The sequence below is a fragment of the Marinobacter sp. DS40M6 genome, from assembly GCF_028581595.1.
In the GTDB taxonomy this organism is placed as follows: Bacteria; Pseudomonadota; Gammaproteobacteria; order Pseudomonadales; family Oleiphilaceae; genus Marinobacter; species Marinobacter salarius.
Window position 1 is genome coordinate 63,438 of sequence record NZ_JAFCAE010000007.1, and the last position, 19,349, is coordinate 82,786.

General features: G+C 58.1%; 16 protein-coding genes. 9 read left to right on the forward strand and 7 right to left on the reverse strand.

The genetic code is table 11. The features are described 5' to 3' along the window. Positions 1 to 196 precede the first annotated feature (196 nt). Genes JJO78_RS17065 through astB form a run of 6 tightly spaced genes read left to right on the forward strand, consistent with a single transcriptional unit; the run spans position 197 to position 7,901 of the window. Complete coding sequence (locus tag JJO78_RS17065) at positions 197 to 1,648, forward strand: exonuclease domain-containing protein (protein WP_273624208.1); 1,452 nt, start codon at positions 197 to 199, stop codon at positions 1,646 to 1,648. 49 nt (positions 1,649 to 1,697) lie between these two features. Continuing rightward, positions 1,698 to 2,915: an aspartate aminotransferase family protein gene (locus JJO78_RS17070; protein WP_085679127.1), complete on the forward strand. Its 1,218-nt coding sequence runs from the start codon at positions 1,698 to 1,700 to the stop codon at positions 2,913 to 2,915. 50 nt (positions 2,916 to 2,965) lie between these two features. Further along, entirely contained in the window at positions 2,966 to 3,982 is a 1,017-nt protein-coding gene (locus tag JJO78_RS17075) for an arginine N-succinyltransferase (RefSeq protein WP_085679131.1), read from the forward strand. Positions 3,983 to 4,019: 37 nt separating this feature from the next. Then, the gene (astA, locus tag JJO78_RS17080; RefSeq protein WP_085679134.1) at positions 4,020 to 5,066 is read left to right on the forward strand and encodes an arginine N-succinyltransferase; all 1,047 of its coding nucleotides are present in this window, start codon (positions 4,020 to 4,022) and stop codon (positions 5,064 to 5,066) included. Positions 5,067 to 5,071: 5 nt separating this feature from the next. Continuing rightward, the gene (astD, locus tag JJO78_RS17085; protein WP_273624211.1) at positions 5,072 to 6,547 is read left to right on the forward strand and encodes a succinylglutamate-semialdehyde dehydrogenase; all 1,476 of its coding nucleotides are present in this window, start codon (positions 5,072 to 5,074) and stop codon (positions 6,545 to 6,547) included. Positions 6,548 to 6,560: 13 nt separating this feature from the next. Continuing rightward, positions 6,561 to 7,901 carry an N-succinylarginine dihydrolase gene (gene astB, locus JJO78_RS17090; protein ID WP_085679136.1) on the forward strand — a complete coding sequence of 447 codons (1,341 nt, stop codon included), beginning with the start codon at positions 6,561 to 6,563 and terminating at the stop codon, positions 7,899 to 7,901. A 21-nt stretch (positions 7,902 to 7,922) separates the two neighbouring features. Here the strand turns inward: astB and JJO78_RS17095 are convergent, their stop codons facing one another. After that, positions 7,923 to 8,564: a TetR/AcrR family transcriptional regulator gene (locus tag JJO78_RS17095; RefSeq protein ID WP_273624213.1), complete on the reverse strand. Its 642-nt coding sequence runs from the start codon at positions 8,562 to 8,564 to the stop codon at positions 7,923 to 7,925. Positions 8,565 to 8,727: 163 nt separating this feature from the next. On the opposite strand from JJO78_RS17095, the gene JJO78_RS17100 reads away from it, so the two are divergent. Both JJO78_RS17100 and JJO78_RS17105 read left to right on the forward strand, forming a co-directional pair. After that, positions 8,728 to 9,807, forward strand: coding sequence for an efflux RND transporter periplasmic adaptor subunit (locus JJO78_RS17100; RefSeq protein WP_228210130.1), 1,080 nt, complete (start codon positions 8,728 to 8,730; stop codon positions 9,805 to 9,807). Continuing rightward, positions 9,807 to 12,836 (forward strand): efflux RND transporter permease subunit, encoded by a 3,030-nt coding sequence (locus JJO78_RS17105; protein ID WP_273624217.1) that lies wholly within the window; start codon positions 9,807 to 9,809, stop codon positions 12,834 to 12,836. The genes JJO78_RS17100 and JJO78_RS17105 overlap by 1 nt, the downstream gene beginning before the upstream one ends. A gap of 2 nt (positions 12,837 to 12,838) precedes the next feature. Here JJO78_RS17105 and astE read toward each other — a convergent pair whose 3' ends face one another. The 6 genes from astE to JJO78_RS17135 all read right to left on the reverse strand — a co-directional run bounded on the left by astE (position 12,839) and on the right by JJO78_RS17135 (position 17,951). Then, complete coding sequence (astE, locus tag JJO78_RS17110) at positions 12,839 to 13,858, reverse strand: succinylglutamate desuccinylase (protein ID WP_273624219.1); 1,020 nt, start codon at positions 13,856 to 13,858, stop codon at positions 12,839 to 12,841. Between the two features lie 38 nt (positions 13,859 to 13,896). Further along, complete coding sequence (locus tag JJO78_RS17115; protein WP_075194359.1) at positions 13,897 to 14,619, reverse strand: ABC transporter permease; 723 nt, start codon at positions 14,617 to 14,619, stop codon at positions 13,897 to 13,899. A 3-nt stretch (positions 14,620 to 14,622) separates the two neighbouring features. Beyond that, entirely contained in the window at positions 14,623 to 15,327 is a 705-nt protein-coding gene (locus tag JJO78_RS17120) for an ABC transporter permease (protein WP_036208713.1), read from the reverse strand. A 51-nt stretch (positions 15,328 to 15,378) separates the two neighbouring features. Beyond that, positions 15,379 to 16,131: a transporter substrate-binding domain-containing protein gene (locus JJO78_RS17125; protein WP_036208715.1), complete on the reverse strand. Its 753-nt coding sequence runs from the start codon at positions 16,129 to 16,131 to the stop codon at positions 15,379 to 15,381. Positions 16,132 to 16,268: 137 nt separating this feature from the next. Then, the gene (locus JJO78_RS17130) at positions 16,269 to 17,039 is read right to left on the reverse strand and encodes an ABC transporter ATP-binding protein (RefSeq protein ID WP_036208721.1); all 771 of its coding nucleotides are present in this window, start codon (positions 17,037 to 17,039) and stop codon (positions 16,269 to 16,271) included. Between the two features lie 153 nt (positions 17,040 to 17,192). Next, positions 17,193 to 17,951, reverse strand: a complete 759-nt coding sequence (locus tag JJO78_RS17135) for an FCD domain-containing protein (RefSeq protein ID WP_273624224.1) — start codon at positions 17,949 to 17,951, stop codon at positions 17,193 to 17,195. A 250-nt stretch (positions 17,952 to 18,201) separates the two neighbouring features. Between JJO78_RS17135 and dctP the strand changes: the two genes are divergently transcribed. Continuing rightward, positions 18,202 to 19,341: a TRAP transporter substrate-binding protein DctP gene (dctP, locus tag JJO78_RS17140; RefSeq protein ID WP_085681955.1), complete on the forward strand. Its 1,140-nt coding sequence runs from the start codon at positions 18,202 to 18,204 to the stop codon at positions 19,339 to 19,341. The last annotated feature ends 8 nt before the right edge of the window (positions 19,342 to 19,349 follow it).

The following is a 19,349-nucleotide window of genomic DNA, read 5'->3' on the forward strand; positions in this document are numbered from 1 at the left end:
TCCACACATTATTTTTGTTGGACCCACTTCAAAGTAGTTACGAACTCATGACATTTCAAATAAATTCTTGCATTAATTAGACGAATGTCTATGCAACGAAATCGCCGGTTTAGGGGAACTTTTTGAGGGTTGTGTTTATTTCCTTCTTCCAGTAAGGCAGAACATCGGTTATTTCCAGCGGTGCGTACCTGGTGCTATGACGAAAAATACTCAGATTCTCGGCTCGGCCACGTTTGCCTTTCTTGATATTGAAACCACGGGCGGCAACTCCTCCCACGATCGAATCACGGAAATTGGTATCCGTTTCTGGCGAGCGGGGGAGGTGGTTGGCGAGTGGCAAACCCTGATCAATCCGGAAACCCGGATTTCCCCCTTTATAGAGAGCCTGACCGGTATTTCCGACGCCATGGTGGCGGATGCGCCAGTGTTTGAAGACATTACCGGGGTGTTAGAAGAGCAACTGAAAGACACCATTTTCGTGGCCCATAATGCGCGGTTTGATTACGGATTTATCAAGGCCGAGTTCCGGCGGCTGGGCTTGCTGTTCTCAGCGAAAGTGCTCTGTACCGTTAAATTGTCCCGCACGCTGTACCCCGGTTTCCGGCGCCACAATATGGACGCGTTGATTGAGCGTCATCATCTGGAACAGGTGCAACGACATCGCGCGTTGGGGGATGTCTCCGCGATGATGGCGTTTTTCGAGCATGCCTTGGCTGAGAAAGGAAACGATGCCATGGAAGCGGCCATCCGCAATTTACTCCAGAGGCCCAGCATTCCGTCCAACCTGCCCACCGATGTGCTTCAGGATCTTCCGCGTGGGCCGGGAGTGTATCGATTCTACGGTGAAAACGACGCTCTTCTGTACGTAGGTAAAAGTACTAACATTGCCCAGCGTGTGGCCTCTCACTTCTCTGGTGACCACAATTCCAGCCGCGGCATCCGCATGTCTGAGAGTCTGCGACGGGTGGACTGGACAGAAACCGCTGGCGAGCTGGGCGCGTTACTGCTTGAATTGAAGCAAATAAAGCAGTTGAAGCCACTGTTTAACCGGCGTTCCCGGGCAGCGAAGAATCTGGTGAGCATTGAGCTGGCGGAGAATTCGTCGGGGTATCTGCAGGCGCGCCTGGTGTGGGAGATTGAACCGCACCGGCTGGGTGACTATTTTGGTTTGTTTCGCAGCAAGAAAGACGCCGAAAAGGCACTCAGTGGCATCGCCGCGAAGAACGATCTTTGCAACAAGTTACTGGGGCTGGAACCCGACGGTGATGGCCCTTGTTTTCAGCGTAGCCTGGGTCGCTGTAGAGGCGCCTGTGACGGCGGTGAGGATGTTGTCCGCTACAATTTGAGAACCCAGATTGCGTTCCACGGACTACGGTTGAAAACCTGGCCCTGGAAAGGGCCGGTCGGAGTTGTGGAGCACAATGTCAGAACCGGCAGGACCGATATCCTGGTGGTGTACAACTGGATGCACGTGGCCACGCTGCAGGGGATGGACGAGATTGACGGACTTTCTTTGCGCGACCAGGCCGTCAATTTCGACCTGGATTCCTACAAGCTGGTGGTCAAAGCCCTGATGGGGCAGGATGGGCGCTCGCTGAAAGTGATAGAGCTGGATGCGGTGGGCGCGCCGGATGTGCTCATGCCCTGAGTGGCGTATGATTAACTGTATCTTTTCACGTTTTGTTTGAGAGACACCGATGAACAGAGAACCTGTCAGCCGTGAGTTATTCGATGAGGTAATGGTCCCCAACTATGCACCCGGGTCTGTGATTCCCGTCAAGGGTGAAGGCTCCCACGTTTGGGATCAGGAGGGTAAGGAGTACATCGACCTGGCGGGTGGTATTGCGGTGACCTGCCTCGGTCATAATCACCCCGGCCTTGTGGGCGCGCTGATGGAGCAGGCCGAGAAAATCTGGCACCTGTCCAATGTCATGACCAACGAGCCCGCCCTGCGGTTGGCCAAGACCCTGTGTGATCTGACCTTTGCCGAGCGTGTGTTCTTTGCCAATTCCGGTGGCGAGGCTAACGAAGCCGCGTTCAAGCTGGCCCGTCGCTATGCCTGGGAACATTTCGGCGCGGAAAAAAATGAAATCATCTCCTTCAAGAGCTCGTTCCACGGCCGCACCCTGTTTACGGTCAGCGTCGGTGGTCAGCCCAAGTACCTTGAAGGTTTTGAGCCTGCGCCAGGAGGCATTCATCACGCCGATTTCAACGATCTTGAGTCGGTCCGGAAACTGATCTCCAAGGACAAGACCTGTGCGGTGGTGGTAGAGCCTATTCAGGGCGAAGGTGGCGTCATGCCCGGCGATCCTGAATTCCTCAAAGGCCTGCGCCAGCTCTGTGACGAAAACGATGCCTTGTTGGTGTTCGATGAAGTTCAGTCCGGCGTAGGCCGTACCGGGCACCTCTATGCCTACCAGATGTATGGCGTAACGCCGGATATCCTGTCCACGGCCAAGGGGCTTGGCGGTGGCTTCCCGGTGGCGGCCATGTTGACCACGGAGAAGGTAGCGAAAAGCCTGGGTATCGGTACCCATGGCAGTACTTATGGCGGCAACGCCCTGGCGTGTGCTGTTGCCCAGCGGGTAATTGATACGGTGAGCCAGCCGGATATCCTCAAGGGCGTTGCGGCGCGTTCGGAGCGCCTGCGGAAGGGGATGATGGACATTGGTGAGCGCTACGGCATCTTCAGCGAGGTTCGTGGTTCTGGCTTGCTGCTCGGCTGTGTACTGACGGAAGAGTGGAAAGGCAAGGCGAAGGAGTTTCTCAATGCCGGCCTGAACGAAGGTGTGATGGTGCTGATTGCCGGCCCGAATGTCGTGCGTCTGGCGCCGTCACTGATCGTTCCAGAGCCTGATATTGATGAAGCGCTGGCGCGGTTTGAAGCTGGTGTGAAAAAGGTTTGTGGTCAGTAGCAGACGTTAATCCGCGACAGTAACCACAAGCATGATGACAGGAGCCGCCTATGTGGCTGGTACGTCCGGCTCAGCCGGGTGACCTGAACGACATACTCGACATCGCCGGGGGCCAGGGCCCCCGGATGTCATCCACCCTGCCCAAAAAAGAGGACGCACTGTCCACCAAGATTGATCAATCCACCCGCTCCTTTACCGGCACAAACAAACCCGACGAACCCAAGCGGTTCCTGTTCGTACTGGAAGACACCCGTACAGGTAAGGTGCAGGGCGTATCGGGTATCGATGCCCGGGCGGGTAATGGGCAGCCGTTCTACAATTACCGTCAGGACGCACTTATCCATGCCTCCCATGAGCTGGGCGTTTCGCGCCGGGTGGAGGTTCTGTACCCATCCCATGCGCTGACCGACCACACGCTGTTGTGCTCCTTCGCCATCAGGCCGGAGCTGCGTGGTACTGACGCCTTCGAGCTGCTGTCCCGTGCCAGGATGCTGTTTATCGCCAGCCATCGCTCGCTGTTCACGGATAAGGTGGTTGTGGAGATACAGGGTGTGCAGACGGAAGACGGCGAGGTGCCGTTCTGGGACAGTCTGGGGCGGCATTTCTTTAATATGGATTTTGAAACCGCGGACCAATATTCCGGGTTGTTGAGCAAAACCTTTATTGCAGAACTGATGCCACCCAACCCGATCTACGTCACGCTGCTCAGCCAAGCCGCTCAGGATGCGCTAGGGCAGCCTCACTCACAAACCCAGGCGACGTACGAGTTACTTCAGCGCGAAGGGTTCCGGGCGGGATGCTATCTCGATATCTTCGATGCCGGGCCGGTACTGGAAGCTCGCACCGATGCGCTCAGGTCTGTTGTGACCAGTCATCCGAAAACCCTGCATGCCGCCCATACTGACGATGGCGAAACCTGCCTGATTTGTGGTGGTGAGGGCGGGGATTTTCGTAGCACACTGACCCCGCTCGCGGAGAGCCTGCAGGACCAAGTGAAAGTGTCGCCGAAAACCTGGGAATACCTGGGCCTGAGCTCCGGTAACACGGTACGGGTGACACCATTATGAACAGGGCAAGCACAGCAAGCACAGACAGGAGGCCGGAATGCTGGTAATCCGACCCTTGCAGGAGAACGACCTCGACGCCCTGTACGCCATGGCCCAGGGCGCCGGAAAGGGACTGACGACATTGCCCGCGGATAGGGCACTGCTGGCAAGGAAGATCCAGCATGCGCAGGAAACCTTCAACCAGCGCTGCGCACCAGAGGCTGGCTTGTACCTGTTCGCTCTCGAGGATACCGAGCTCAAACAGTGTGTGGGCATCAGCGGCATACAGGCGCGAGTGGGCCTGGATGAAGTGTTCTATAATTACCGACTGAGCGTGACGGTGAATGCGTCCCGCGAGCTGGACGTGCATGTGCGCACCCCGACGCTGCACCTGTCCAATGACATGACCGGTACCACAGAGGTGTGCTCTCTGCTGCTTTCGAGCTCCCATCGGGGCGGTGGCACCGGCCTGCTGTTGTCCCGCTGCCGATTCATGTTCCTGGACGACTTCCGCTCGCATTTCTCCGAAAAAGTCTTCGCTGAAATGCGGGGAGTGTCCGACAGCAACGGCCAGAGCCCGCTGTGGGATGCTCTTGGGAGCAAGTTTTTTGACATGGAGTTTAGTGAGGCAGACATGTTGTCGGGCCTTGGCAATAAATCGTTCATTGCTGAACTGATGCCCAAATACCCCATCTACCTGCCGATGTTACCGGACGCTGCACGGGCCGTGATTGGTCGCGTGCATGAAAACACCGCGCCGGCGCTGAAAATGCTGCAGGCGGAAGGCTTCAACTTCAATGGCATGGTGGACATCTTCGATGGTGGCCCGGCGGTTGAGGCTTTTATTCACAGTATTCGTACCGTGCGCGAAGGTATAAACCGCCACGTTATGATCCGTAAGAAGCCGCAGGTGACGGATGTCCCGGCGGAGCAACAGGTAATGATATCCAACCGCTCGTTCCGGGACTTTCGGGTAACCACCATACCGGCCGAGTGCATAGGACTCGATACTGTCAGTATTCCGGCCGATGTGGCCGAGGCGCTGGAAGTAGAATCCGGAGACCTCGTGCGGCTGGCCCCTTTGAAAGATACCGGAAGGAGGTAATGACAATGGCAAACCTGACAGGTCAACTCTTTATTGATGGACTCTGGCTGGAAGGCCATGGCGACTTTTTCGAATCCCTCCAGCCGGTCACCGGAGAGACGGTCTGGGATGGCGTCAGCGCCAGCATTGAAGACGTGGACGCCGCCGTGCGTGAAGCCCGTTCAGCGTTTATCCACTGGCGCAAGCGCCCATTCAGTGAGCGCCAGGCCCTGGTGGAAAAGTTTGGCACGCTGCTGGAGGAACACAAGGAAGAGCTGGCGCACCAGATCGGCTCGGAAACCGGAAAGCCCCTGTGGGAGTCCCGCACCGAAGTGGCAGCGATGATAGGCAAGATCGGAATCTCCGTTGCCGCCTATCACGACCGCACCGGCCACTCCGAATCCGACGTTGCTGGCGGCCATGCTGTATTACGGCATCGCCCCCATGGCGTGGTGGCGGTGTTCGGCCCCTATAATTTCCCCGGGCACCTGCCCAACGGGCATATCGTGCCGGCGTTGCTGGCGGGCAACACCGTGGTGTTCAAACCCAGTGAACTGACCCCCGGTGTCGCCGAGCTGACCGTGAAGTTGTGGGAAAAGGCCGGCCTTCCTCCCGGCGTCATCAATCTTGTGCAGGGGGCAATGCCGACCGGTAAATCCCTGTCGTCGCATCCGGGCGTTGACGGGCTGTTCTTCACCGGCAGTTCCACGGTAGGGCACCTGCTGCACAAGCAGTTTGGTGGTCAGCCCGAGAAGATCCTGGCGCTGGAGATGGGCGGCAACAATCCGCTGATCGTCCAGAATGTGCATGACCTGGATGGCGCGGTGCATCACGCCCTCCAGTCCGCCTTCTTGTCAGCGGGTCAGCGTTGCACCTGCGCACGTCGTTTACTGGTACCAAAGGGTACCAAGGGCGACCAGTTTCTGGAGCGCTTTGTTGAAGTGGTCAGCCGCATCACCGTGGGCGATTTCGATGCGGAGCCGCAACCGTTCATGGGGTCGGTAATTTCGAAAGAAGCGGCCGACAAGCTGTTGGCGGCTCAGAACAGCCTGGTGACGAAGGGTGGGCAATTGCTACTGGAGATGCAGAGTCTGCGGGAAGGCACCGGCCTGTTGTCACCGGGCATTGTGGACGCAACCGGCCTGGACCTGGTGGATGAGGAATTCTTCGGACCGTTGCTGACAGTTTACCGCTACAAAAGCTTTGACGAGGCCCTGGAGCTTGCGAACAACACCCGCTATGGACTCTCTGCGGGCATCCTGACCGATGACCACAAACTCTACGAGCGACTGACGGACGAAGTGCGCGCGGGCATCGTCAACTGGAACCGGCCGTTGACGGGCGCCAGCAGTGCCGCGCCGTTCGGTGGTGTCGGGGCCAGCGGCAACCATCGCCCCAGTGCCTACTACGCCGCCGATTACTGTGCCTGGCCGATGGCCTCACTGGAGGCGAAGAAGAGCGAAGTGCCGGACAGCCTGGCACCCGGGTTAAATTTCGACTGACGGAAGACGAGTCATGGCCAAGCACGCAGTAGAAGCCAATTTTGATGGCCTGGTAGGGCCTACCCATAACTACGCCGGGCTTTCGTGGGGCAATGTGGCGTCCAAGTCCAACGTTCGCTCGGTGTCCAATCCGAAGGAAGCCGCCCTGCAGGGACTGGCGAAAATGAAGCGTCTGGCGGATCGCGGTTTTGTCCAGGGTGTTCTGCCGCCCCATGAACGCCCGCATATTCCGACCTTGCGGGCATTGGGGTTTACCGGTTCGGACCGCGACGTTCTCAGCGCGGCCGCCAAACAGAGCCCGTCTATCCTGGCTGCTGCCTCGTCGGCGTCTACCATGTGGACGGCCAATGCCGCTACGGTTTCGCCGAGTGCGGATACCTCCGATCACCGCGTACATTTTACGCCGGCGAACCTAAGCGCCAAGTTCCATCGCTCTATTGAGCATGTGGTCACCGGCCGGGCACTGAAATCCATCTTCGCGGACGACGCCTGGTTTGCACACCATCCGGCGCTGCCGTCGGTCAGCCAGTTTGGTGACGAAGGCGCCGCCAACCACACCCGTCTGTGCGGCGGGTATGGTGAGCCGGGCGTTGAACTGTTCGTTTACGGCCAGATCGCCTTCAACGAACAGGCCCCGGCCCCGAAGCTGTATCCTGCACGCCAGACACTGGAGGCCTCCCAGGCCATCGCCCGCCTGCATGGCCTGAAAGACAGCCATGTGGTGTTCGCCCAGCAAAACCCGGCCGCGATTGATGCCGGGGTGTTCCACAACGACGTTATCGCCGTCGGTAATGGCAACGCCCTGTTCTACCACGAGCTGGCGTTTCTGGATGAAGAAACCGTGCTGGCTGATATCCGCTCGCGCCTGACAGGTGCGGAACTGGAAGCTGTTCGTGTCACCAGTGAGCAGGTGCCACTGGAGGATGCTGTGGCCTCCTACCTGTTCAACAGTCAGTTGCTGAATACGCCTGATGGCATGATGCTGGCGGTGCCGGGTGAATGCCGTGAAATTGCGTCGGTCAGCCGCTATCTGGACGAGTTGGTGAACGACTCGGGGCCGATTACGTCGGTGGAGGTCTTTGACGTCAAACAGTCCATGCGCAACGGTGGCGGGCCGGCATGTTTGCGTTTGCGGGTGGTACTGAACGACGACGAACTCAAGGCCATGCACCACGGCGTATTGCTAACCGACTCCCTGTATGAACGCCTGACTACCTGGGTCGAGGCGCATTACCGGGAGGAGTTGTCGCAGGAGGATCTGGGCGACCCGATGCTGCTTGACGAAGTCCGTAAGGCTCTGGATGAGCTGACCGGGATTCTTGGGCTTGGGTCTATCTACGATTTTCAGCTCTAATCCGGTTATCGTCCTCTTTTCTCAGGACGAGATAGAGGACGTCAGCATCTCCATAGTATGACGGATCAGTGATTCCTCAGAAAAGTTGTCCTCAAGGTCGCTCTCAGTTATTTCGCTCTGGCATAGCATGATGACGCCATGGAGGGCGCCACGGAGGTAGAGCGCGGTTTCAACTGGATTGTGGATACGCTCGCGGTTCATGGTGCCGTCTTCCAGCCCCAGGTGTATCGCACCGACCATCAGCTCCATGGTTTCTGCCTTGCAGCCAAACATCTCGCCTGCCAGCTCATCATCTGCGTCTGCCATCGTCGTGGAGGCTGTTGTCAGTGCGGAGAAGTAATCCGGCTGCTCGCGGTAGAAGTTGTAATAGGCCACTCCCATGGCGGATATCTGAGCCAGCCCGGTGTCCGCCGTCTGGCGAGCCTCCTCGAAGCGGCGGCAAAGGCTGTGGCCGGCACGAAGCATGATGCCGCGCTGGATCGCCGCCTTGTCCTTGAAGTACACGTACAGCAATGCACGGCTGAGCGCGGCCGTGCGCGCGATGTCGTCCATGGATGTGCGCTCGTAGCCCTTCTCCGAAAACACCAGTTCCGCAGCATCCAGAATGCTGTCGTACCTGGCCTGCTTCTCTTTCTCTCTACGGGTTTTTAACGGCTCACTCATAGGGGGTTCCGGGTAATGGAGACTGCCATCTCATGATACATGGTTAGGGATGAAATCCGATTATTGACAAATTGTCAAAGAATGACATTATGTCTGATAATGAACTTTTGTCCACCGGATGGATGATGAAAAACACCGTGACCATGGAAGAGAGGACTTCTCAATGAACATCGCCCGGCGCTCCGCCATCGTTTCCCTCTTGGCCGCTGCAAGCCTCCTTGTCAGCGCCTGTAAATCCAGTGAACCGGCGCCTGAACAGGGTGCTGCCCCGGTAACAGTGCGTGCTGCCGAGGTGACGGGCGGCCAGACGGAGGGCGTTTCGCTGCGCTTTTCCGGTATCGTCCGGGCGGCCCAGCGGGCAACGCTGACGTTCCAGGTGAGCGGCACCCTTCGAGAACGCGCGGTTGAACTGGGGCAGACCGTCAAGACCGGTGACCTGCTGGCGCGGGTATATAACCCTGCACTGGAACCGGCGCGGGATTCCGCAGCCGCCCGGCTGGACGAACTGAGAACCCAATATGATCAGGCCAAACGGGAATGGGAACGCTCCCGTCAACTGCACGAGCGCGGGGTCGTTTCGGAGCAGGGACTTGAGCAACTGGCTTCCCGGCGGGACAGCCTGAAAGCCAGTATGGCAACGGCCGAAGCATCTCTTGCCGAGGCCACACGCTTACTGCGAGAGAGTGAACTGAGGGCGCCGTTCGACGGCCGGGTTGAAGCCTTGCTGGTGGAGCGGGATGAGTTTGTGGCCTCCGGCCAGCCGGTGATGCGTCTGTCGTCCCCGGAGGGACGCGAAGTGGAAGTGCGGGTACCGGCGTACATGCTCAACCATGTGTCGCTGTCGCAACTGCTGCCGGTCTGGTCGGTGCAGGATCGCAACCGTGCGCCAGTCACCGGCTCCATTGTGGAAATTGCCCAGCCCGGAGGTGTTCGCGGCGAGCTCCATCCGGTATTGGTCAGCCTGCCGGCAGATACCCTCGAACCCGGGGAGCCGGTGGAAGTGGGTATTACGCCCCGTGAAACCGTGGCCACGACGGTGCCGTTGTTGTCGGTGATGAAATCCAACGGAGGCGCCAGCGTGTTCCGCATTTCCGATGGCGTTGCCCGCCGTGTGCCGGTGACGGTGCAGCGGATTATCGGTGAGCGTGTAGTGGTGGATGCCTCCGATCTTAGCGCTGGTGATCAGGTGGTCTTTGCCGGCATGACCCGTATTTCCGACGGTGATGCCGTGGAGGTGCGCTGATGTCACTGCGCCTGCTGAACTTTCAACGCTTGCTGGGCATGGTGGTGACCATGCTGTGCCTCCTGGGGATTGCGGCCTACAGCACCATGCCGCGCCAGGAAGATCCTTCATTTCCCTATCGCGCCGGTCTGATTAGCATCAACTACCCAGGCGCCAGCGCCGAAGCCGTTGAGCGGTTGGTACTGCAGCCATTGTCGGACGAGTTGCGCCAGGTGGAGGAGGTCGATTACACCCAGGCCACTGCCCGCACCGGTGTGGCGATTTTCAACGTGCGCCTGAATGACACCATCTACGATACCGATTCCGCCTGGGATCGTGTCCGCCAGGCCATGGATCGGGCGCGCCTGGATTTTCCCGATGACGTCGGCCAGATGGTGCTGGACGACCGCCTGATTGATATTCCTGCCATTATTCTTGCGGTCAGCGGTTCTGGTTCGGTTACCGAACTGAGCGACGTGTCAGAGCGCCTGAAACAGAATCTGGCGGACATTTCCGGCGTGTCCCGTATTGAACTGGAGGGTGACGCGGACGAACAGATCACCCTGGCGCTGGACGACGCAGCTATGTACCGGCTGGGCATTTCCCCCGCGCGCGTGCTGGACACGTTGGCGCGCCGCAACCAGACCACGCCGGGCGGTTTTGTTATCGCCGACGGTCGTCGTCTGTCGGTGTTGCCAAACAGCGAATTCACCAGTGTGGATGCCATTCGCGCGACGCCCATTGAACTGCCGGACGGCTCCCAGGTGCCCCTCGCCGCGGCTGCTGAAGTCTGGCGTGGCCCAGCGGAGCCCCGGCAACCGGAAGCCTGGTACGACGGTGAACGGGTGGTGCTGGTTTCCATGATCATGGAGGAGGGCAGTACCGACGCCATTCGGTTTGGCGAACGTGTGCGGGAACGGCTATCGACGATCCGTGACGAGTTCGCTCCTTACGACATCCGGGAGATGTTCTTTCAGCCCGATAAGGTGGAAGAGCGGCTCGACAACCTGGCCTGGAGCCTGGTGATGTCCGTTATCATCATTGTGGCCGTGGTGTTCACCGGTATGGGAATCCGCATGGGGTTGCTGGTGGCGTCGATCCTGCCGATGGTGGCGTTGATCAGTATCGGCCTTTATGACTTGGGGGGTGGTGTACTGCACCAGATTGCTGTCATCGGCATGGTGATTTCCCTCGGTATCCTGATCGACAATGCCATTGTGATTGTCGAGAGCATCCAGGGATACCTAGATGACGGCATGCGACGGTTGGACGCCCTGAAGCAATCTGTAAAAGAGCTGGCGGGGCCGTTGGGAGCCTCCACGGGTACTACCATTGCGGCGTTCATGCCGTTGTTGCTGTCCAAGGGTGGGACGGCGGATTTCACCCGTGGTGTGCCGGTGATGATCATGCTCACCCTCTCCGTCAGTTACCTGCTGGCTGTGTCCGCTGTACCACTGCTGGCGGCCCGCTTCCTGAAACCCCGCAAGACAGACGCGCGCGAAGACAAGCTGGTTGGGCTTTCTCGTTTTCTCGGCGCCCTGGTGGCGAGGCGTCCGGGCACTTTGATCCTTGCGGGTACGGCGCTGGTGGTGTTCAGCCTGTCACTCACGCCATTCATGAAACAGCAGTTTTTCCCCAACGCGGATCGTCCCCAGGTGGTGGTTGAGCTTTACATGCCCGAAGGCACGGACCAGGAGCGCACGTCCAGTGTGGCGGCCGACCTTGAGCGTGCGATCCGCACCCGACCGGAGGCCCTGGAGGTGCATCGGTTTGTTGGTTTTACCGGCCCCAGCTTCTATTACAATCTGCAGCGCGAGCCCCAGGCGCCGAACCGCGGGCGAATCGTGGTATCAACGCCCACCCTGGAAGACACCACCGGCCTGGTACAGTGGATTCGCGACTACGCTGGGCACGAAATGCCGGAGTTGCAGCTAACGGCGGGAATCTTGGGGCAGGGGCCGCCACGGGCAGCGCCGGTGGAAGTGCGGGTTTATCATGCCAACGACGACACCCGCGCGCGTGCCGTGGAACAGGTGTTCTCGGCGCTACGCAGCGTTAAGGGCACAGTAGATGTGCGCCACAACCTGGATATCGGCGTACCGAGCATTGCCATCAATGTGGACGATGCCAGCGCGGCCCGTTACGGCCTGAACCGTGCCGATGTTGCCCAAAGCCTCTATGGTCAGAGCTTTGGTGTGGTGGCTGAACAGTATCGCCAGGAGGAGGATCCGATTCCCCTGGTGTTGCGTTCCCGGGAAGGCACCAGCCTGTCATTGCCACGCTTGTTGTCGGTGAATATCTACAACGATCGGGGCGACGCGGTGCCTCTCTCCGCTATTGCCTCGGTGGAAACCTCCTGGCAATCGGCAGCCCTGTTCCAGCGTAATGGCACCCGAATGAACACCGTCTGGTCGAACCTGATGGCAGGTTACAGCTTCAGTCAGGTCCTGGAAGGACTGGAAGCAAGGCTTGCGGAAAACCCCTTGCCCCCGGGCACACGGCTGGACATGGGCGGTGACGCTGAGGGCTCCGGCGATGCCAACAACGCCTTGCTGACCACGGCGCCTATTGGTGTGCTGTTGCTGCTGTTCTTCCTGCTTATTCAGTTCAATTCCTTCCGGCGTGTCGGCATTATCCTGCTGACCGTGCCACTGGCCACTGTGGGTATCTTCCCGGGGTTGGTATTCTCCGGCTCGCCGTTTGGTTTCCAGTCGCTGCTGGGCGTCATCGCCCTGGTGGGAATAGTGGTGAACAATGCCATCGTACTGCTGGATGTGATGGATCGACAGTTGGAGAAGGGGGATGATATTCGGGATGCGGTTCGTAAGGCGGTGGAGCAGCGCACACGGCCTATCCTGCTGACCACTGCGACCACCGTTGCCGGCTTGTTGCCGTTGGCGTTCTCCAGCTCCACCCTGTGGCCACCAATGGCCTGGGCCATTATCTCGGGCCTGCTGGCCTCTACGGTACTGACGTTACTGGTGGTACCGTCGGTCTGCACCCACGTGATCAGCTGCAAGGTGGCAGAGCCAGAGAACGCTCCGGCCTGACGCTAGCGGGTGGGTCTGATCATCAGGCCTACCCGCTGGCCAACGGGTACGTCGCGGTTCGGGAACACAATGCCTTCGGGTGTGTCGCCTACCGTGTAGCGGGTGTTACTGTCTTCCCAGATGACCGTGCCCGGGTCGTACATGGTGAAGTTGGCGACGTCGTCTGGCACGTGGAATTGGAAGCTGTCGCCGGTGTTCAGGATTTCATGCACCACTTCAAACACTGTTATCGGTGCTGCCCCCTTGTCCCTTTTCGGCGGTTCCTCGCCTTTCAGTCGGCGCCGCAAGGCATTGGCAATGCCCGTGAAGCGGCTGAGGTCGTTCTGCCCGAAAGGCCGTACCTTGCCAAGTTCCACAGTGAAGCTTTCTGCTCCCAGTTCGGACGAGGAAAACGAGGCAAAGGTGGTGCCTTCACGATGCTGCAATAGCAGGGTTTCCACCTCTGCCTCCAGCAGGAAATCAATCTGCCCATCCGGAATGTCCCGTCCCTCCACAAACGGATAGAGTGCGAACTTCTCCCGCAGTGACGGGCGAATGGCGGTGTGCAGGTCGTAGTGGCACACATTGGCAGAGTGTTTGGTGGCGAAGGCTCTGCAGGCGTCCTCCAGCAACCGGGCCCGCTCTGCCTCGGGAAAGTTCCGGTATTCCGGTTTACGGTGGGCGCCACCGAACAGGCGGTTGAGGTTCACGTCAATAAAGCGCTGGCCAGCATCCATCGCCATTGGGTTGCCAAGTATCAACAGCGCCGGGCAGGCCAGTTGCCATTGGCCGTCGATCAGTTCATTCAACAGATGGTTCAGAACCTCAATGGGCGCGGTTTCATTCCCATGGATGCCAGCGGAAACAATCAGTGATTCATTGTTGGGGTTGGCTCGACCAGTAGGGGGTTCCAGATAGAGGAGCCCGGAGTCCTGCAGCTGCAACCCCGTGCCGTCGTCCAGAACAACGATCTTTTCCGATGTTGCGTGCTCTGTTCGCGTGAGCGTGTGAGAAAGCCAATCAAGGCCAGGACCAAAAATCATTTCAGCTGCGCTCCGGACTTCCCTGCACTGTGGATTTGTCAGCCACTCACCGGCCGTTGATGTTGCAACAGATAGTTTTCCAGCTTGCGGAAGGCGAACACCAACATAAACGTCAAAACCATGTAGAGCAGCGCCACAAAGATAAATGCATCAAAGGGGGCGTAGAATCGGGAATAAATGTTCCGCGCCGCCCCGGTCAGGTCCACCAGGGTCACCACGCTGGCAATGGCACTGGCGTGAAGCATGAAAATGACTTCGTTGGAGTATGCCTGCACACCCCGCCTCGCCGCGCTCGGCAGGATAATCCGGCGCATCCGCAGTGCCCAGCTCATGCCATAGGCCTTTGCCGCCTCAATCTCCCCACTGGGTGTGGCTACAATGGCACCACGGATGATCTCCGTGGTGTAGGCGGCGGTATTCAGTGTGAACGCCAGCAGGGCCGGGTAGAAAGCTTCACGGAAGATGTCCCACCAGAAGGTTTGCTGGATACCCTCTATCTGGGCCAGGCCGTAGTAAATGATGTACAGCTGGATCAACAACGGTGTGCCCCGGAAAATATAGGTATAGAACCAGACCGGGCCGTTGATCAGTGGGTTCTTCGAGGTGCGCATGATCGCCAGGGGAACAGCAACCAGCAGGCCCAGGATCAGCGACAGAAATACCAGTTGAACAGTGGTGACCAGCCCGCCCCAGTATTCCATGATGGTGGGGGCGGTGAAGATATCGTTCTGGTTAAGCAGTTCAGCAAGAAATTCAGGCATGGTTCAGCTCCCCTGTACCACGCCAATATTGGCGCGCTTGTTGAGCCACTTGATAAACAGCTCGGAACCGGCTGTCAGGCTGAGGTAAACAAACGCCACCGGAATAAAGAAATGGAACGGCATGCGCTCGGCCTTGGCGGCTTCTTCGGCGACCCGCACCATATCGGTCAGACCGATGATGGAGACCAGTGCGGTGGTTTTGAGCAGTACTTGCCAGTTATTGCCGATGCCAGGAAGGGCATGGCGCAGCATCTGCGGCAATATGATTCGGTGAAACGTGCGCCAGCGGCTGAAACCGTAGGCACGGGCCGCCTCAATCTGTCCGCTCTCCACGGCGAGAAAGGCGCCACGGAACGTCTCCGCCATGTAGGCACCGAAGATCAGGCCAATGGTGATGACGCCGGAGATAAAAGGGTCAAACTGGAAGAAGAAGTCTATGTCGTAGGCGTCGTAGAGGTAATCCGACAGGTTATTAACCGCGACCTGGCCGCCATAATAAAACAGCAGCATCATGACCAGATCCGGTACGCCACGGATCAGGGTGGTATACGTGGTCGCAATCCCAATAGCTACCCGGCTTTTGGACAGTTTGGCGGAAGCGCCAATCAGCCCCAGAACCAGCGCGAGAGCAAGGGAAAAGAAGGCCAGTTCAATGGTGACCACAGCCCCTTCCAGCAGGGCCGGGCCGTAGCCTTTCAAGTCAATCATGGGTACATCCGGTAAGCGGGGGCAGCAACAAACGCTGCCCCCCGGCCATTTTTACATCTTGATGTCGTAAGCGAAGTACTTGTCCATGATGGTGTTGTAGGTACCATCTTCCTTCAGGGTGGCAAGCGCCTCGTTGACTTCCTGCGCCAGCTCCTCGTCACGCTTGCGCATGGCAACGCCCACGCCCTGGCCGAGTTTGACCGGCTCGCCAACTTCCTTGAAGCCATCCTTGCTCAGGACGGTCTGCTCGCCAACCGGGTAGTCCACAAAGACCACGTCCAGGCGCTGGCCTTCCAGGTCAAGGACCATGTCGTCAGCGGTGGTGTAGCGCTTGATGGTCACAACGCCACCCATTTCTTCGGTCACAAAGGTGTCCATGGTGGTGCCGCGCTGTACGCCAACGGTCATTCCTTCCATGGCGGCCATGTCAGTGACGTCGGTGTTGAAGCTCTCGGGGCCGAACCAGCCACCCGGAGTGTTGTAGTACGGCTCGGAGAACAGCACACGCTCAGCACGCTCGGGCGTAATGGACATGGAGGACATGATCAGGTCGAACTTGCGCGCCAGCAGGCCCGGAATCATACCGTCCCATGCCTGGATGACGAATTCGCAGTTGGCGTTCATCTCTTCACACATGGCTTCGGCCAGTTCCACTTCAAAACCGGTCAGCTCGCCGTTTTCATCCTTGTATTCAAACGGCTCATAGGGCACGTCGAAGGCGATGCGAAGGTTACGTTCCTGGGCGTGGGCGACACCGGCCATCATGGCCAGGGCGACGCTTGCTGCAACAATCAGTTTTCTCATGAGTCACTTCTCCAGTAGTCAGCCTTGTGGGCATTATTATCGGCAATGATTTGCCTTATTTTGCTGGTTTTGGCGTTTTCTTCCGGGGCGGATATATGCCCCGATAAGGAAACATGGTTTCAAGATAGCATTGCACGTCAGAACTTGGGAGCCAGAAACTGCTTCATCCGTTCCGAGTCCGGATTGTCGAAGACTTTGTCCGGTGTGCCTTGCTCCTCGATCACGCCCTGATGCAAAAACAGGACCTGGGATGACACGTCCCGCGCAAACGACATCTCATGGGTCACCACGATCATGGTTCTGCCTTCTTCCGCGAGGTTCTGCATAACCTTCAGCACTTCGCCAACGAGTTCGGGATCAAGGGCGGAGGTGGGTTCGTCGAACAGCATCACTTCCGGTTCCATGGCCAGGGCCCGGGCAATGGCCGCCCGCTGCTGCTGCCCGCCTGACATCTGGGCCGGGTAGTAATCCTTGCGCTCATAGATGCCCACCTTCTCAAGATAGGCTTCGGCCCTTTCGATGGCTTCTTTCTTGGGCACCTTGAGCACGTGAATAGGAGCTTCAATGATGTTTTCCAGAACGGTCATGTGGGACCAGAGATTGAAGCTTTGGAAGACCATGGAGAGCCGAGCGCGAATCAGTTCCACCTGCTTGTTGTCCGCCGGAATGCGCTCGCCTTTGCGATTGGTGGTGAACCGAATCGGGTCGCCATGCACGATAATGTCGCCGGAGGTGGGCGTTTCGAGCATGTTGATACAGCGCAGAAACGTACTCTTACCGGAGCCGGAGCTGCCGATCAGGGAAACGACATCCCCTTTCTTTGTTTCCAGTGAAATGCCCTTGAGGACTTCCAGTTGATCAAAGGTCTTGTGGATGTCCTTGCAGATCAGAGGCGCTGAATCCGCCATAGGTGGCTCCCGAGGCTATATAACAAAGGCGCAAGTTTTACGGGCTGTGGATGCGGAAATCAATCCCCCTAAAGCGGGGTTTTGCCGTTTTTTACCACACATACCGCGTGTTAATTGTGGATTATTGAACGTTTGATGCAAGCTTTTTGCCGTTTACGCCCGTTGTGAGGGTTTTTCCGGTGTTGCCGATGCGTGCAGGGAAACCCGGATGATGGCCGTTCCCTGTTGCTCGATCATGCGCATGGCGTCACTGACAAAACGCACATGGGCCATGGCGATGCGCTTTGCCGCCTCGGGCTTTCCCGCCATCACTGCCTGATAGATTCTCTTGTGCTGCCGGGAAATCTTGTTGCGCATTTCTTCACGCGGGTTCAGGTTGGCCACGGAGGCTTCCACCGTCAACAGCATGAGGTTCTTCAAGCCATTCAGAACATGCACCAGGACCGGATTGTGGGACGCTTCCACGATAGCCTGATGGAAACTGTGATCCGGCCGGGCGTTGGTGAGTGGGTCGGTCTGTTCGAGTGCGGAGTAGGCCTTGGTGATGCGATGAAGGTCCAATGCAGTGGCACGTTGCGCCGCCAGGTAGGCGGCCTGGCCCTCCAGCTGTTCTCTTACTTCCAGCAGGTCATACAGGGTTCGCGGGTGGCCGGTAAACATCTGCAGCAGCGGGCTGTCCTCGCCGTCCTCTTCACCGCCGGGCACAATTCGAGCTACGAAGGAGCCCTTGCCATGCCGGGTCTCAATCACGCCCCGCCCCTGCAACTCGTGCAGGGCCTCGCGGATGATGGCGCGGGACACGCCAAGCCGGGTAGCCAGTTGTCGTTCCGACGGCATTTTCTGTTCCGGCGCCAGCCCGCCGTCGAGAATGAGCCGTTCGAGTCGATAGGAAATTTCCTGTGCGATTGCCATGATGTTTCCTGCCAGGAGCCACTGGTCGGACCAGTTGTTTTTATCGTGCCTTGAATTAAAGAAACCCTTTCGGGACCAGTAAATATGGCTCATTACAGCGTTTTCGTCTATCTGACATTTACAAAACTGGTCTGACCAGTTGGCAATCTTCTGGACTAAACCCGGCAGGACTACGAATATCGATTTAATGCCAGCTGTTGCTGGTGTTGACGTGACCCCCGATAAAAACAATGTCAACGGAGATGTGGCGATGAATACCAACAAGAACAGCGAGCAATTAAGCGCTCCGGATACTCAGGCTGGAAACGTTGCCCCGCGGCGAGGTTTCCTGAAGTCATTCGCACTTGCCGCTGCCTTCTGCGGTGTGGCCATTGCAGGCGCTGGCCAGGCCCAGGCTGCAACCACCTGGAAGATTCAGTCAGTATGGGATGCTGGCACTGTAGGCTATGACCTGTTCGAGGAATGGGCCAACAGCATGGAGGAGAAATCCGGTGGCGAGCTAATCATCAAGCCGTACCCGGCCAAGTCGGTTGCCGCGGATAACAACGCCCTTTTCGAGGCGGTGCGCAACGGCGTTCTGCAGGGCATGAATCCCTTCACTCTGTACTGGTCCGGAAAGATTCCGGCCTCCGTTTTCCTGTCGTCCTACCCAGCCGGTCCCGATCAGCCGCACCAGTGGGACATCATGTTCTATTCCATGGGCATGCTGGAAAAGACCCGTGAGATCTACAAGAAATTCGGTCTGTTTTACGTGGGCCCAATCCAACACGACGCCAACATCATTCACTCCAAGAAGCCGGTTAACAGCCTGGCGGATATGGAAGGCATGAAGATGCGTGTGCCCGGTGGCATGGTCGCTGAGGTGTTCCAGCAGTTTGGTGTGTCCACGGTGAGCCTCCCGGGGTCGGATATCTTCCCGGCTTTGGAGAAGGGCACCATCGACGCAGCTGACTACGTCGGCCCTGCCGTGAACTACGAGCTGGGTTTCTCCCAGGTGACCGACTACATCATGTTCGGGCCTCCTGGTGTTATGTCCATCTACCAGCCGGTGGACCTGATGGACCTGACCGTCAACCTGCGTGCGTGGAATGCGCTGGACCCAGAGCTTCAGCAATTGGTTGAGGACGAGGTTCGTATCTACTCACAGAAGCACTACCTGACCATTCAGAAGCGCAACATTGAAGCGATGGAGAAGTTCAAAGAGGATGGCTCGAAGGTGACACGTCTGAGCCAGGAAGACCTGGAAAAGTTCCGGAAGGCTGCGATCCCGATCTGGTTCAACTGGGCCGGAAAGAACGAGGATGCCAGGGCGATTCTGGATATCCAGCTTGAGTACATGATGAACGAGACCGTTGGCTACCTCAACGAGGAAGACATCAAAGGCATGTAAGCCGGCAT

Bases quoted from the DNA above. Each gene is read 5' to 3' on its own strand.
- JJO78_RS17065 (WP_273624208.1), top strand. From the start codon at position 197: ATGACGAAAAATACTCAGATTCTCGGCTCGGCCACGTTTGCCTTTCTT.
- JJO78_RS17070 (WP_085679127.1), top strand. From the start codon at position 1,698: ATGAACAGAGAACCTGTCAGCCGTGAGTTATTCGATGAGGTAATGGTC.
- JJO78_RS17075 (WP_085679131.1), top strand. From the start codon at position 2,966: ATGTGGCTGGTACGTCCGGCTCAGCCGGGTGACCTGAACGACATACTC.
- astA (WP_085679134.1), top strand. From the start codon at position 4,020: ATGCTGGTAATCCGACCCTTGCAGGAGAACGACCTCGACGCCCTGTAC.
- astD (WP_273624211.1), top strand. From the start codon at position 5,072: ATGGCAAACCTGACAGGTCAACTCTTTATTGATGGACTCTGGCTGGAA.
- astB (WP_085679136.1), top strand. From the start codon at position 6,561: ATGGCCAAGCACGCAGTAGAAGCCAATTTTGATGGCCTGGTAGGGCCT.
- JJO78_RS17095 (WP_273624213.1), bottom strand. From the start codon at position 8,564: ATGAGTGAGCCGTTAAAAACCCGTAGAGAGAAAGAGAAGCAGGCCAGG.
- JJO78_RS17100 (WP_228210130.1), top strand. From the start codon at position 8,728: ATGAACATCGCCCGGCGCTCCGCCATCGTTTCCCTCTTGGCCGCTGCA.
- JJO78_RS17105 (WP_273624217.1), top strand. From the start codon at position 9,807: ATGTCACTGCGCCTGCTGAACTTTCAACGCTTGCTGGGCATGGTGGTG.
- astE (WP_273624219.1), bottom strand. From the start codon at position 13,858: ATGATTTTTGGTCCTGGCCTTGATTGGCTTTCTCACACGCTCACGCGA.
- JJO78_RS17115 (WP_075194359.1), bottom strand. From the start codon at position 14,619: ATGCCTGAATTTCTTGCTGAACTGCTTAACCAGAACGATATCTTCACC.
- JJO78_RS17120 (WP_036208713.1), bottom strand. From the start codon at position 15,327: ATGATTGACTTGAAAGGCTACGGCCCGGCCCTGCTGGAAGGGGCTGTG.
- JJO78_RS17125 (WP_036208715.1), bottom strand. From the start codon at position 16,131: ATGAGAAAACTGATTGTTGCAGCAAGCGTCGCCCTGGCCATGATGGCC.
- JJO78_RS17130 (WP_036208721.1), bottom strand. From the start codon at position 17,039: ATGGCGGATTCAGCGCCTCTGATCTGCAAGGACATCCACAAGACCTTT.
- JJO78_RS17135 (WP_273624224.1), bottom strand. From the start codon at position 17,951: ATGGCAATCGCACAGGAAATTTCCTATCGACTCGAACGGCTCATTCTC.
- dctP (WP_085681955.1), top strand. From the start codon at position 18,202: ATGAATACCAACAAGAACAGCGAGCAATTAAGCGCTCCGGATACTCAG.